The organism is Pseudomonas sp. NPDC087615 (assembly GCF_044743445.1).
Lineage (GTDB): Bacteria > Pseudomonadota > Gammaproteobacteria > Pseudomonadales > Pseudomonadaceae > Aquipseudomonas > Aquipseudomonas baetica_A.
Window position 1 is genome coordinate 1 of sequence record NZ_JBIUWM010000014.1, and the last position, 13544, is coordinate 13544.

General features: G+C 60.3%; 11 protein-coding genes. 3 read left to right on the forward strand and 8 right to left on the reverse strand.

The window, feature by feature from the left end; genetic code table 11:
- The coding region (locus tag ACIOU6_RS09220; protein WP_401135590.1) for a UvrD-helicase domain-containing protein at positions 1-653 on the reverse strand (653 nt) is incomplete at its 3' end.
- Positions 654-915: 262 nt separating this feature from the next.
- Here ACIOU6_RS09220 and ACIOU6_RS09225 point away from each other — a divergent pair.
- Positions 916-2589, forward strand: coding sequence for a putative bifunctional diguanylate cyclase/phosphodiesterase (locus ACIOU6_RS09225; RefSeq protein ID WP_401135592.1), 1674 nt, complete (start codon positions 916-918; stop codon positions 2587-2589).
- Positions 2590-2614: 25 nt separating this feature from the next.
- Here the strand turns inward: ACIOU6_RS09225 and ACIOU6_RS09230 are convergent, their stop codons facing one another.
- The gene (locus ACIOU6_RS09230; RefSeq protein WP_221730866.1) at positions 2615-4009 is read right to left on the reverse strand and encodes a NorM family multidrug efflux MATE transporter; all 1395 of its coding nucleotides are present in this window, start codon (positions 4007-4009) and stop codon (positions 2615-2617) included.
- A 159-nt stretch (positions 4010-4168) separates the two neighbouring features.
- On the opposite strand from ACIOU6_RS09230, the gene ACIOU6_RS09235 reads away from it, so the two are divergent.
- The gene (locus tag ACIOU6_RS09235; RefSeq protein WP_401135594.1) at positions 4169-5089 is read left to right on the forward strand and encodes a LysR substrate-binding domain-containing protein; all 921 of its coding nucleotides are present in this window, start codon (positions 4169-4171) and stop codon (positions 5087-5089) included.
- A 187-nt stretch (positions 5090-5276) separates the two neighbouring features.
- Positions 5277-7253, forward strand: coding sequence for a methyl-accepting chemotaxis protein (locus tag ACIOU6_RS09240; RefSeq protein ID WP_401135596.1), 1977 nt, complete (start codon positions 5277-5279; stop codon positions 7251-7253).
- A gap of 106 nt (positions 7254-7359) precedes the next feature.
- Here ACIOU6_RS09240 and ACIOU6_RS09245 read toward each other — a convergent pair whose 3' ends face one another.
- From ACIOU6_RS09245 to ACIOU6_RS09270, 6 genes are read right to left on the reverse strand one after another with little or no spacing between them, the layout of a single operon-like run.
- A complete protein-coding gene (locus tag ACIOU6_RS09245; RefSeq protein WP_221730863.1) occupies positions 7360-8739 on the reverse strand; it encodes a VWA domain-containing protein in 1380 nt (459 codons plus the stop codon).
- 57 nt (positions 8740-8796) lie between these two features.
- Complete coding sequence (locus tag ACIOU6_RS09250) at positions 8797-9303, reverse strand: hypothetical protein (protein ID WP_221730862.1); 507 nt, start codon at positions 9301-9303, stop codon at positions 8797-8799.
- A 4-nt stretch (positions 9304-9307) separates the two neighbouring features.
- Positions 9308-10039: a hypothetical protein gene (locus ACIOU6_RS09255; RefSeq protein WP_221730861.1), complete on the reverse strand. Its 732-nt coding sequence runs from the start codon at positions 10037-10039 to the stop codon at positions 9308-9310.
- A gap of 34 nt (positions 10040-10073) precedes the next feature.
- Positions 10074-11618 carry an SUMF1/EgtB/PvdO family nonheme iron enzyme gene (locus tag ACIOU6_RS09260; protein ID WP_401135599.1) on the reverse strand — a complete coding sequence of 515 codons (1545 nt, stop codon included), beginning with the start codon at positions 11616-11618 and terminating at the stop codon, positions 10074-10076.
- Positions 11608-12831 (reverse strand): ABC transporter permease, encoded by a 1224-nt coding sequence (locus ACIOU6_RS09265; RefSeq protein ID WP_221730859.1) that lies wholly within the window; start codon positions 12829-12831, stop codon positions 11608-11610. Before ACIOU6_RS09265 ends, ACIOU6_RS09260 begins: the two co-directional genes overlap by 11 nt.
- The gene (locus tag ACIOU6_RS09270) at positions 12815-13537 is read right to left on the reverse strand and encodes an ABC transporter ATP-binding protein (protein ID WP_221730858.1); all 723 of its coding nucleotides are present in this window, start codon (positions 13535-13537) and stop codon (positions 12815-12817) included. Before ACIOU6_RS09270 ends, ACIOU6_RS09265 begins: the two co-directional genes overlap by 17 nt.
- Positions 13538-13544 lie beyond the last annotated feature (7 nt).

The window sequence follows — 13544 nt, forward strand, 5'->3', positions numbered from 1 at the left end:
TCCTGGTATTCGTCGACCAGCAGGTAACGCACCTTGTTCTGCCACTTTTCGAGAATGTCGGCGTGCTCTTCGAAGAGCTTCACCGGCAGCAGAATCAGGTCGTCGAAGTCCACCGCGTTGAACGCCTTGAGCGTGCGCTGATAGTGGGTGTAGACGATGGCGGCGGTCTGCTCCTTGGGATTACGTGCATTCTCCAGCGCCTGGGGCGGCAGGATCAGGTCGTTTTTCCAGGCGCCGATCATGTTCTTGATCTCGTCGACGCCGTCCTCGCCCGCGTATTCCTTTTGCATGATATCGGTCATCAAGGACTTCACGTCGGTCTCGTCGAAAATCGAGAAACCGGGTTTGTAGCCCAGCCGCGCGTGTTCCTTGCGGATGATGTTCAGGCCCAGGTTGTGGAAGGTGCAGACCGTCAGGCCACGCCCCTCGCCGGCCCGCAGCAGGGTGCCGACCCGCTCTTTCATCTCGCGTGCGGCCTTGTTGGTAAAGGTCATGGCGACGATGTACTGGGCGCGGATGCCGCAGTTCTGGATCAGGTGCGCGATTTTGCGCGTGATCACGCTGGTCTTGCCGGAGCCAGCACCGGCGAGCACCAATAGAGGGCCGCCGACGTAGTTCACGGCTTCTTGCTGCCGGGGATTGAGTCGGGACATACGAAAATTCGGGAGTCGTTGACGAAATGGGCCGGCATTTTAACAGGCTCAGAGAATTGTGCTGCTCTGTCCGACTTGTGACGCACCACGCGATTCAAATTTGCCGGTTTTGTTACTTTCACGCAGGATGCGCGGAGATTTTGCGGCTAATGTTCTCATTCGTGACAAAAAATAACGTTCTGATAACCGTTGTCATTTGGTCATTGAACGGCGCAACGGCATAATGCCCCGCCCACATCATTGCAGAGTCTAGGGAGCTAGCTTGTCTACGCCTGTCGAACCCTTGCGTTTGCTGCTACTGGCCGAAGAGCCAGCGTGGACAGCGTTATTGCGTGAGTGTCTGGCTCCGATGGGGAGCGCGGCGGTGCTGATCAGCGCGCCGAGCTGGGAGTCGGTCAGCCGTTTGTTCGAAGACAACCGCCACGCGGTGCTGTTGACCGTTCCCGCGTTGCAACCGCTCCCTGGTCGTTGCGGCCTGCCGACGGTATTGCTGCTGGACCAAGAGCCCGCCACGGCGCCCGTTGGCGTCAGCGACTGGCTGGTGTTCGACGCCCTTGACGCCGGCATGCTGCGTCGTTGCCTGCGCCATGTGCGCGAACGCGGCGTGCTGGAAAACACCCTGCAACGCCTCGCCGAACAGGATCCGCTGACCGGTATCGCCAATCGTCAGGGTTTTCAGACCTTGCTCGCGGCGCGCCTCGCGGAAAACGACGGCCGTGGTCTGGCGCTCGGGCACCTCGATCTCGACAACTTCCGCCACGCCAACGACGCCCTCGGCCATCAGGCCGGCGACCGCTTGATCCTGCAAGTGGTGTCGCGGCTGAAAAGTCAGCTGGAGGCCGGCGATCAGTTGGCGCGGTTGGGCAGCGACGAATTTGCCTTATTGATCGACACCCGCCGGGCCCCGCAACGCGCCGAGTGGATGGCCGAACGCATCACCGAAGCCTTGGCCGAACCTTATTGGGTCGATGGCGAAAGCCTGCTGATCGGCTCCAGCCTTGGTATTGCGCATGCCCGCGCCCAGGGCGGCGCCGATCCGCTGATGTGGCACGCGCACATCGCCATGCAGCAAGCCAAGAGTACGCAGGGCTGCACCTTTCATATCTTCAACGAGCGCATCAACCGCAACGCGCGAAGCATGGCTGACCTGGAAAGCGAGTTGCGCCGGGCTTTGCGCCGCGATGAACTGGAGCTGCATTACCAGCCACGTTTGAATCTTGCAGACGGGCAGATCGTCGGCCTCGAAGCCCTGGTGCGCTGGCGTCATGGCGAGCGCGGTTTGTTGCCGCCCAGCGAATTCGTGCCGCTGGCTGAGCAGAGCGGTCTGATCGTGCCGCTCGGTTACTGGGTGATTTCCCGGGCGCTGCGGGACATGCAGGCGCTGCGCGAGCGCGGACTGCCAGCGCTGCACATGGCGATCAACCTCTCTTTCCGGCAGTTTCAGGACAGTCAGTTGCTGCCGACCCTCAGCCGTTTGATCGCCGAGCGTGGCGTCGAGGCGCAGTGGCTGGAATTCGAACTCACCGAAACGGCCGTCATGCGCCGCAGCGATCTGGTCAAGCAGACCATGGACGCCCTCGGTCGCCTCGGCGTGCGCTTCTCGCTGGATGATTTCGGCACCGGTTTTTCGTCGTTTGTGCACCTCAACAGCCTGCCGATCACCTTGCTGAAGATCGACAAGAGCTTCGTCGGTGGCATGGAACAGCGCGAAGAGAACCGCAAACTGGTGCACGCGATGATCAACCTCGCGCACAACTTGCATCTGGAAGTGGTGGCCGAAGGGGTGGAAACCCCTGAACAGCTGGAGTTGTTGCGCGGCTTTGCTTGCGATCAGGTGCAGGGTTATCTGATCAGCCGGCCGTTGCCGTTGGCGGAGTTGGTGGAGTACCTGACGTTTGGATCGAGTCAGCAGCCAGCCCTCGAAATCGTGAGCTGACCACATAACTCCCACGGGGTGAAACTCATTCAGGCTGGGGGATATTGAAGCCTTGCGATTGCGGCTCACGCCGAATCATCCGCTTCATTTTCCATTCAAACGCCAGCGTCAAACTCACTGCCGCACACGCCAGCCCCAGCGCCAGCCCCCACCAGACCCCCGTCGGTCCCCAGTTCAGGTGAAACGCCATCCACCACGCGGCCGGCGCACCGATCAACCAATAGCAACCGAGTCCGACCAGAAATGTAGTCTTCGCGTCCTTCAAGCCGCGAATGCAGCCCATCGCAATCGTCTGTGTGCCATCGAACAACTCGAACCACGCCGCTACTGCCAGCAGGCTCACCGCCAGCCTGATCACTTCGGCGAACGCCGGATCACTGTGATCGAGGAACAGGCCGACCAACTGATTTGGCAGCAGCCAGAAGACCATCGCAAACCCGAGCATGGCCACCGCGCCGAACACGATCCCGACCCGCCCGGACATCCGCGCATCGTTCAGTTGCCCGGCGCCGTAATGCTGACCGATGCGCATGGTGATCGCGTACGACAATCCCGCCGGCACCATGAACGCCACCGAAACGATCTGCAGAGCGATCTGATGCGCGCCCAACTGCGTACTGCCCATGGTGCCCATGCACAGCGCCGCGAAGGCGAACAACCCGACTTCCACCGCATAGGTGCCGCCAATCGGCAGGCCGAGGCGCCACAGCTCTTTGAGGTATTGGCGGTTAGGCCGCGACAGGCCGGCGCGCAACGGATAAGCGTCATAGGCCGGGTGCCGACGGATGTGCCAGGCCAGTGCCAGCGCCATGCAGTTGGCAACAATCGCCGTGACCAGACCGATGCCCATCAGCCCGAGTTTCGGCAGGCCGAACATGCCAGTGATCAGTGCGTAATTGAGCAGGAAGTTGGCCACAGTGCCGGCCAGACTGATGACCATGACCGGGGTCGCCCGGCCAATCGCGCTGGTGAAGCCGCGCAGGGCCATGAAACTCAAATAGCCGGGCAGGGCGAATGGCAGCGCAATCAGGAACTGGCCCGCAGCGTTGACGTTGGTTTCGGTCTGGCCGAACAGCAGCAGCACCGGTTTGAGGTTCCAGAGCAGCAGCCCGGCGCCCAATGCCATCAGCCACGCCAGCCACAACCCGGCCTGGGTCAGGCGTGCGACACCGATGATGTCGCCCGCGCCCTTGCGGATCGCCACCAGCGTACCGACTGCAGCGATCACGCCGATGCAGAAAATCGACACGAACGAGTAAGTCGCCGCGCCGAGACCGCCGCCAGCCAGAGCCTCGGGACTCAAGCGCGCCATCATCAACGTGTCGGTCAGTACCATCAGCATGTGCGCCAACTGTGAAGCAATCAGCGGCCCTGCCAGCCGCAGGATGGCCCAGAGTTCGGTACGCACAGGATGCTGCATGGTCATCACCACTCGATTGACAGAGGGAACTGGAGACCGTCGATTCTCGGCGCATGCTCGCGATAGCACAAAGGGATAAAAAGGATGGGTGGCATGATTAAAACTCATCCTGAGCGGATTCTGCTAAGTTGCTCTCGTCCCGCTATAGGAGCTTTCTGAATGTCTCGTCGCCTTCCTCCTTTGTATGCCCTGCGCGCATTTGAAGCGGCGGCGCGGCACAGCTCGTTTACGCGCGCCGCTGAAGAGCTGTCGATCACCCAAAGTGCAGTGAGTCGGCACATTCGCACGCTTGAGGATCATTTTGCCTGCCGCTTGTTTCACCGCAGCGGGCGCAACCTGCAACTCACCGAGTCGGCGCGCATGCTGTTGCCGGGCATCCGTGAAGGTTTTACCGCCCTTGAGCGGGCCTGCAACACCTTGCGCGCCGAGGACGACATCCTGCGCATGAAAGCCCCGTCAACGCTGACCATGCGCTGGCTGCTGGCACGGCTCAGTCGCTTCCGCCATTTGCAACCGGGCAATGAGGTGCAATTGACCAGTGCCTGGATGGATGTGGATTCGGTGGATTTCAACGATGAGCCCTTTGACTGTGCCGTTCTGCTGAGCGACGGCCATTTCCCGCCGGACTGGGAGGCCAGCCTGCTGTTTCCCGAAGAACTGATCCCGGTGGGTGCCCCCAATCTTCTCAACGACCAGCCGTGGGACGTCGCGCGACTGGCGTCTACCGAGTTATTGCACCCGACCCCGGATCGACGCGATTGGCGCAGTTGGCTGGAGTGCATGGGGCTGTCCGATCAGGTGTCGCTCAAGGGCGGGCAGGTGTTCGATACGCTGGAGCTTGGCATGATCGCGGCAGCTCGGGGTTATGGCGTGTCGATGGGGGATCTGCTGATGGTCGCCGAAGATGTCGCGCAAGGTCGCTTGAGTTTGCCGTGGCCGACCGCGGTTGCCAGTGGACTCAACTATTACCTGGTCTGGCCCAAAACCCGTCCGGGAGGTGAACGTTTGCGCCGTCTGAGTGATTTTTTGCAAGGTGAAGTCCGCGCCATGGAATTGCCGACCGTCGTACGCTTGAGCTGAAACGTTCGAGCCCTCACAATGCCGGCCTTGTGCCATAACCCTGCTTATTGCTCAAGTATTGGGCTTTTGCGCCGAATACGTGCTTGTGGAACCGTCGTGCCGGTGTCCGCGATTCACCCCATTCTTAGAATTTTCCGAGCAAGTGCTGCGATCAAGGAGGATCCGGTGGCTCGGCCAGGAGCTATCCATGTCTCAACCTCGCGCCCGGATCGCCTCACAACTGGGCCTCGCGCTCGCTGTGATATTGGCGATTGTCATCAGCGGCAGTACGGTTTTCGCCCTGCGTTCGCTGGATACCGCCAACCTCGCCACTCGTGAAGAGCATCTGGCAAGTGAGGCCCGCCTGCTGGCGGACCAACTGAGCACTTTCCACGGCACCTTGCGTGAAAGCACGCAGCGCCTGAGCGGGTTGTTCGAAAAGCGATTCAGCACAGGTTTGAGCATTCACCCGAGTGAGCCGGTGACGGTTGCCGGCACCCAGACGCCGGGCCTGCACCTGGGCAGCGAAGTGATGAACAACAACTTCAAGGAAGTTGACGAGTTCCAGCAGATGACCGCCGGCGTCGCCACGCTGTTTGTACGCAGCGGCGAAGATTTCGTGCGGGTCAGCACCTCGTTGACCAAACAGGACGGCACGCGCGCCATCGGTACTTTGCTTGATCACACTCACCCGGCCTATGCGAAGTTGATGGCAGGGCAGGGCTACGTGGGTCGTGCCGTGCTGTTCGATCGCTCCTATATGACCCAATACACCCCGGTGCGCGACGGCAGCGGCAAGGTGATTGCGGTGCTGTTCGTTGGTTTCGACTACACCGACGCGCAGAACGCCCAATTTGAAAACCTCAAGCGCTTCCGCATCGGCCAGACGGGCTCGCTGGCATTGCTGGATGAGCAAAACAAATGGCTGGTTCCGCCAGCCGGCGTGCAGGCGCTGGATCAAGCGATTGCAGTGATCAGCGGTTTGGCCAAGACGCCGGGCAAGGGCCAGTTCTGGAGCGACAAGGCTGAAGACTTCTACAGCGTATCGGTGCCGTTCGACGGCGGGCCGTGGTCGGTGGTGGCAAGCATGCCGAAAGCCGAGATTCGCGCGGTGACCTGGAGCGTCGGCACCCAACTGGCAATCGGCAGCCTGCTGGCGATGTTGTTGGCGGTCGGTTCCGTGGTCTGGTTGCTGCGCAGCAAACTCGCGCCATTGAGTGACCTGGTGCGTCAGGCTGAAGCCTTGGGCGCCGGTGATCTGAGCGTGCGTTTGAATGTGTCCAGCAATGATGAAATCGGTCAGCTGTCCCGCGCGTTCAACCAGATGAGCCAGGCGCTGTCGACCATGGTCGAGCACATCCGCCGTGCCTCGGAAGAGGTCAACAGCCGTGCGCAGGCACTTTCCGGCCTGTCCGGCGGCGCGTACGACGGTATGGAACAGCAGTCCGGCGAAATCACCAGCATGGCCGGTGCGGTTGAAGAGTTCAGCGCAACCTCGCTGGACATCGCCGACAACATGGGTGCCACTCAGCGTCTGGCTCAGGAAAATGCCCAGCAAACGCAGATTGGTCGCAGCTCGATGGAAGAGGCTTCGTCGTCCCTTGAGCAAATCGCGGGCGCCCTGAACAGCACTGCCACAGTGATCAACACCCTCGGCCAGCGCTCCCAGGAAATCGGTGGCATTGTCGGCGTGATTACCTCGATTGCCGAACAGACCAACCTGCTGGCGCTCAACGCTGCGATTGAAGCGGCCCGTGCCGGTGAACAAGGTCGCGGCTTTGCCGTGGTGGCTGATGAAGTGCGCAGCCTGGCCTCGCGCACCCGTCAGGCGACGGATGAAATTTCCAGCATGATTCACAGCATCCAGCAGGAAACCGGCAACGCAATCAGCACCATGGAGCAGGGCAACGTGCTGATGCAGGAAGGCTTGTCGCGTAATGCCAACGTTGCTTCGGCACTGGCGCGGATCGATGAGCAGAGTCGTTCGGCCGGGCAACAGTTTGCCGCGATTACCACCGCAACCCAGGAGCAGAGCAGCACGGCGACCTTGCTGAGCAGCAACTTGCAGAGCATCGCGTTGGCCAACAGTGAACAGCGTGAGGTTGTTTCCAACCTTGCGGTGACGGCTAAAGAGCTTGAGAAATTGGCGGCGGACTTGCGTTCCGAGGTTGATCGTTTTCGTTGAGGTGTGGCTGAAGTAGCCATCGCTGGCAGGCTCACGCCTACAGGTCGTCAGAAGATCTGTGGGCGTGAGCCTGCCCGCGATTGGGCTATCTGAATCTCAAAGAACGTCAGTCACACTTGGCGTTGCTGGCGACTTCCTTGCTCGCCAATTTCAACTGTCTGGCCAGTTCCACCGCGTTGGTACTGGCGTAAACCCGGCCACCGGTGTTTTTCGCAATGCACTGTGAAGGCCCGCCGGCACCAATGTTCACCACGTTGACGCGCAAGCGCGGTTGCTCCTTGGCGATTCGACGCGACACCGCACAGACATCCTTCTCACAGCCGTCTTCGCCGTCGACGAACATCACGATCACCGCGTCGTTGTTACGCCCGTCAACCTTGCTGGCGGCTTTGGCCAGACTGTCCGCCAACGGCGTGCCCTGGTTCGGCACCAGACCACGAATACCGTTGATCAGGCGCGCACGATCGGCAAACTTGAACACCCCTTGGTCAGGCGTGCTTTCGCATCCATTGAAGGTGATCAGGCGTGTGTCGATCTTCGGGTCCAGCGCATTGATCATCCCGGCCAGCGAATCCTGGGCGACATTCATGCGGCTGGGTTTGGCGAAAATCTGCAACGTTCGGTTTGGGTCGAGGTACTTGTTCATGTTGTTGCCGAAAAACCAGTCCTCATCGGCTTTCACCGAATTGATGTTCAGTTCCATCGACCCCGAGGTATCGAGCACCACGACAAACTGCGGGACAACGGCATTCGGTGCTTTTTTACGGCAGGCGAAGTTGTCCAGCGTCGGCGCAGGTGCAACCACAACCGGTTTTGGCGGCGGGACAGGCTTGGGTTCTGGTATCGGTTCCGGCTCAGGAACGGGTTCCGGTTCCAGGACAGGCTCAGGCACCGGTTCGACCGCTTGCTCCACCGGCGCCACAACGGCCGCCGGGGGAATCGCGATGACCGCAGGTTCGCGGTGTAGAAACCACCAGAGCAACAGCGCCAACAGCAACAACAGCAGCGCGAGCAGGGCCGCAGCGATCCACCAGCCACGACGCGAGGGCGCTACGACCGGTGCCAGCGGCACCACCGGCGGCACAACCGGTTTCGGTGGTCGCTGGTTCCAGCGCACCACCAGTGGCTCACCATTGAGACTGTAGAGCTTGTCCAGCTCCGGGCTGCCCAACAGGCTGCGCAAGTCATCGGCTACAGTGGGCTGACCGCGTTTTTGCAACTCGTCCGCCAACTGTCCAAGGGACGTCTGGCGCACTTCATAGGTTTGCAGCAAGCGTCGTTGCGCGTCCTCGCTAAGCTCGGCATATGGCGTGGGCTGACCACCCAGTTCGGTCCACCATTCCAGCACATCGCCACTGCCCATCCGCGGTATGGCGAAAAGGCTGGCGGCGGTGGGCGGAAAATGTTTCTGAATGAGGGCAACTTTCGCCTGTAGCGCACTCATCCCCTCCGGTGTGGCGTGCGCATCCCTGATGACCCGCTGCATGACGACGATTCCTGAAAAGGCTGCAGGCCTCGAACGGGAGGCCTGCGGGGTGAACAGTTACTCTTCGTAACCGAGACTGAACTGCAACTGATTAACTTTCTTCTGAAGCACTTTGAGCTGTTCCTGCTTGGCGGCCAGCGTCGCTGGTGAAGCTTTGGCTGTCGGCGCCACCTGCGAGGCCTTGAGCTGCTGTTCTAGATCAGCGATCTGCTTCTGCACCTGGCCTTCATTGCCGCGCCGGCCCTTGAGCGACGTCAGCAACTTGCCCAGCGACTGGTTCAACTCAGCCTGGGACTTCTGCTGGCTGGCCAGATCCGTCCGCGTGCTCAGTTGCTGCGCCTGAATGTTTTCGTAGACCTGACGAAACATCGCGTTTTGCTGGCGGGACTCGGCCAAGGCCAACTCCTTCTGCTTGACCTGATCACTGTAACCACCGGAGTAGTCGCAGTTCATTTTGGTCAGCATGCTGCTGTCGCGATTGGTCGAATCGCATTCGCCAGGTTGGGTCGCGCAACCGCTCAGTGCCAGGACGGCAGTGAGAACTGCCAGTGGTTTTAGCGTCATGTGCTTAACCCAGAGTGATCGCAGAGCGCTGACTGTAGAGACCGTCGACTTCCTTCTGCAGGGCGGCGACTTTCTCGTTCATTTTCAGGATGTTCACATCCACCTGCTTCATTTCGGCGCTGGTACCTTGTGCACGTTCGGCGTCGGCCACTTTGGTGTACTCAGTGACTTTGGTGCGCATGTTGCCGAGGTCTTTGCGCAGGCGCGCGATGTTCTGGTCGATCTCGGCGACTTGCGCCTGAGCCTTGGTTTTGTCGACCTTCTTGTTGGCGATGTCCTTTTTGATCTGAGCGATGCGCGCTTTGTCGTCGTTAATCACTTGTTGAGCGGTCGCGGTACGCGCGATGACGTTTTGCGTGTCTTGCTCGACATCGCTGTTCATCTTCGCCAGACGGGTCGTGGTGTCGGAGTATTCGCTGCGACGCTGGTCCAGATAATAGTTTGCGCCCATGGCCACGCCGCAAGCGGTAATACCGGCGGCGATGGCGCAGACCGCTTTGTTGCTGCTGTTGGACAACGCGCAACTGAGGATGCCGACGCCGGCACCGACGGCGCAGGCCTGGTAACCGGACTTGCTGAAGAACTGCGCGTCACTGCCTTGGGTCAGGCGTGGGTCTGCGCCATCACTGCCGCCGAGCATCGAGCTGCCGGTGTTGGCGCAGCCGGTCAGCAGCAGGCTGCCGGTGAGCACGAAAGCGATTTGAAGCTTGAAGCGAGACCAGAGGCTGCGCGACATGGTGAAACTCCTTGATGACGTGTTTTGCGTGTTGTTATTGAGATACGGTCTTGCAACTGGTCAGCCAGGCGTCGGTGTCGATCTTCTGCTTTTGCAAAAAGGTCTTCTGATTCGCCCAGTGCGTGCGCAAGTAAGGTTTGAGGTCTTGAAGCTGTTTGTTGCGGGTGATGATTTCTTCCATCACGGGAACCTGTGCCTCAAGCAGCGGCTGGCCATACAACGTCGCTGATTCGACGAGGCTACTGGCGTAGTAACGGCTGAGCTTGTGCAGGCGATCTTTCTGCTCGTCGAGCTTGCCTTTGCGCATGTCGCAACTGGCGTCCTTGTCGGCGGACTCACAGTTGAGCTTGTAGTTTTTCTGCAGGAAATCCACGTACTGACCGTCGTCGAGCATCTTGGTGCACAGGAACGCGCCGAGGTTGAGGCTTGCGCGAATCGCTTGGTCACGGGTTTCTTCCTGTTGCTGATTACTGGCGCGCAACTGGTTTTCGAGGGCCTGGAGCTTTTCCTTGAGCGCTTTGTCTTCAACGCCCGAAGCCAGCGAACTGAGGGATTGCACCGTGCCTTTGTCGGCTGATTCGGCTTCCTTGCTGCCGGTACCGAGTTTCTTCCAACTGCTTTCGATACTGGCCACACGTTCGCGAGAGGTCAGCGTCGGCGACACCATGACCAGACGCAGGCCAGTGGTTTTGTTTTTCACCTGGCCGTCAGCGTTGTAGTAAGGCGCTTCCTTGCGCAGAGCGGTACGCAGGTCGGCCTGGCTGGTCAGGTAATTACCGCCGCGCACCACGTAACCTCCTGCCTGGCCGTGCTGGCGGTCCAGTTTGTTCAGGCGAAACGGCTCGAACATCATCTCGTCGACGTTGCCGAGCATGTCGTGCAGGCCCAAGGGATTGGGTTTTTGCAGGCCACTCAGTTGCAGTTTGCCGTTGGACGATTGCGCCCCGGCGAACCACTCGTAGGCGTTAATGCCCTCGGGCATCGGGTAGCGCGTGTCGCGAAACTCCGCCGCGCCGACTTCCAGTCCGCCGCGTGCCGCGAACTCCCATTCGACTTCCGTCGGCAGGCGCAGAAAACCCAGTGCGCCGTCTTCCTTGGGCAGCTTGTCGGCGGCGTTCTTGCGCAGCCACAGGTTGTACTTGTCGGCAGCATCGATGGCCTGCACCCAGCTTACGGCGACTTGCGGCAGGCGCATTTTGGTCGCGGCGGTGGGGCAGGTTTCTTCAGTCAGAGCGGTGTATTGCAGCTGGCTCATCTCGTACTTGGCCATCAGGTAGTAACGGGATTTTTCGCTTTTACTACCGGTAAAACTGCCAGCAATGAAGGTCGGGCGAGTCTGTTCGACATAACCGTATTCCGCGCCATCCTGTCCGATATTGATCGGATAATCGTCGAGTGGCCCAGCGACAGGAATGAATACCTTGCGAAAGACCATCGAGCCTTCGCAAGGCATCGGTAGAACAACGTCGCTGGCTTCGGGCATCGGGTTGTAATACTTCTCTTCCCAGCCCGCCGCCGAGGCGTCGAGCAGGTAGCCCAGGCTCATGGGCAACAGCAAGCCAAAACGTTTATAGCTCACGCAGACTCTCCGCAGGTTGGATGCTGATGGCTCGCACGGCACCGATCATGGCGACCAGTGCAGCGACCAGAAAGGTCAGAAGCAGGGCGGTGAAGCCGTGCCAGAAAGTGATGTGGCAAACGAAAGTGCCGGTGGCCTGGCTGCTCCCGAGCAGGTAATCGAACAAATGACTGCCGACGGCATAGAACCCCAGCCCGCCGAGGTAACCGGCCAGACTCAGCAGCAGCGCTTGCACAATCACGAAGCCCGCAACCGCCGCACGCTTGAAGCCCAGCAGACGCATGACCGCGAGGCTTTTGCGTTTACGGTCGATGTTGGCCAGAAACGCCCCGACCATCGATGCCACGCAGCCAATCAGTGCCGCTAGCGCAATCACACCGAAGATCAAACCCAGTACATGGTTGATGGCTTTGACGTTGTCGATGTCGGCCAGTCGGCTCGAGGTTTCGATGTGTTGTTCGTTGAGCCAGCGTTCCAGCGGTGCAACTTGATCGATGTCACGCGCATACACCCGAGCGCGGGCGTACAGCGGTTGCAGAGCACCTTGCGGCTTGCCGGTGTCGAGGCCTAAAGCACTGACCTGATAGCCGTCGCGAAAGCGTTCGAGATCCAGCAGCAATGGCGGTGCGACAAACCCGGCGGCGCGGCCGAAGCGTGCACCATCAAGTACGGCGAGTACGGTCAGGGTCATTTCACCGCGCTCGTTGACGCCATCCAAGCGTCGCAGCACGCGCAACTGCACACGGTCGCCGGGCTTTGCCTGCAAGCGTTGCGCAGCGCGGGCGCTGAGGATCACTTGATCGCCCACAGGATTGAGTCTTGGCAGGTTCAGCTGAGGATCGCCGGGTTCGGTGGCGATGATTTCCGCGCTTTCGACAAACCGTTGCATACCGATCAGCAAGTCAGCCTGGGTGTTCAGCGAGCGGGTCTGGCCGAGGGCAAATCCGGTTTCAGGTCGCTGGCGCAGGCGCTCTATCCAGGCACTGTCGTAGTTGCCGTTGCTGAGCATCTTCACTTCAAGGTTGCGTGGGTCGCGCAGCAGCTCATCCTGTAACTGACTGACGACACCGTGCTTGAGCCCGAAAAGCAGCAGCAGCGGTGCGATTACTGCCATCAGCGACGCGGCAATGCACAGCGACAACTTGCGGTCGTGCCAGAGGTCTTGCAGGGCCAGCGTTGCCAGCAGGCGCACGCGGTCAGTCCATCGGTTCAAACAGTGTTTCTCCCTGACGGCTGACAGCGCCGAGCCTTGGCAAACCGAAATCTTTGAGCAAAGCCCAGTCATGCGAGACCACCAGGGCACTCAAGCCCATACTCGACACCAGACTCAGCAACAATTCGAACAAACGCCGGGCGCTATGAGGGTCGAGTGCGGCAGTCGGCTCGTCGGCCAACAGCAACAGCGGCTCATGGGCAATCGCTCGCACGCAAGCCACTCGCTGACGCTCGCCGATTGATAACGCTTGTGGTTGTTTGCCGAGCAAACCTTGCAAACGCAGCACCTCAACCGCGTGGTCGACGTGAGCGCTTTGTGCCGGCATCCCCAGCAAACGTCGTGGCAGGTTGATGTTGTCTCGCACGCTGAGAAACGGCAGCAACCCACCACTTTGCAATATGAATCCCAGATGCCGTGAACGCACCGCCGCCAGCCCCGGCTGATCATCTGTGGCGAGCAACCGAGCGATGTCTTCAGGTGCTTCGGGTTGCGTCGCGCACTGCGCCAGGCCGAGGCGAAAGCGTTCGAGCTCGACCGGCGCAAGCAATAGGCCGATGGCTTCAAGCAGCGTGCTTTTGCCGCTGCCGCTCTCGCCGGTGATGGCGAGGATTTCCCCGGCACCGACCTGCAAACGCGGCAGGCGCACATGGTGGGCCAGTGCGCCTTCACCGCGGCGCACCAACAGGTTCTTGATATCGAGCATCGGCGTC

Bases quoted from the DNA above. Each gene is read 5' to 3' on its own strand.
- ACIOU6_RS09255 (WP_221730861.1), bottom strand. From the start codon at position 10,039: ATGTCGCGCAGCCTCTGGTCTCGCTTCAAGCTTCAAATCGCTTTCGTG.
- ACIOU6_RS09270 (WP_221730858.1), bottom strand. From the start codon at position 13,537: ATGCTCGATATCAAGAACCTGTTGGTGCGCCGCGGTGAAGGCGCACTG.
- ACIOU6_RS09240 (WP_401135596.1), top strand. From the start codon at position 5,277: ATGTCTCAACCTCGCGCCCGGATCGCCTCACAACTGGGCCTCGCGCTC.
- ACIOU6_RS09245 (WP_221730863.1), bottom strand. From the start codon at position 8,739: ATGCAGCGGGTCATCAGGGATGCGCACGCCACACCGGAGGGGATGAGT.
- ACIOU6_RS09230 (WP_221730866.1), bottom strand. From the start codon at position 4,009: ATGCAGCATCCTGTGCGTACCGAACTCTGGGCCATCCTGCGGCTGGCA.
- ACIOU6_RS09250 (WP_221730862.1), bottom strand. From the start codon at position 9,303: ATGACGCTAAAACCACTGGCAGTTCTCACTGCCGTCCTGGCACTGAGC.
- ACIOU6_RS09235 (WP_401135594.1), top strand. From the start codon at position 4,169: ATGTCTCGTCGCCTTCCTCCTTTGTATGCCCTGCGCGCATTTGAAGCG.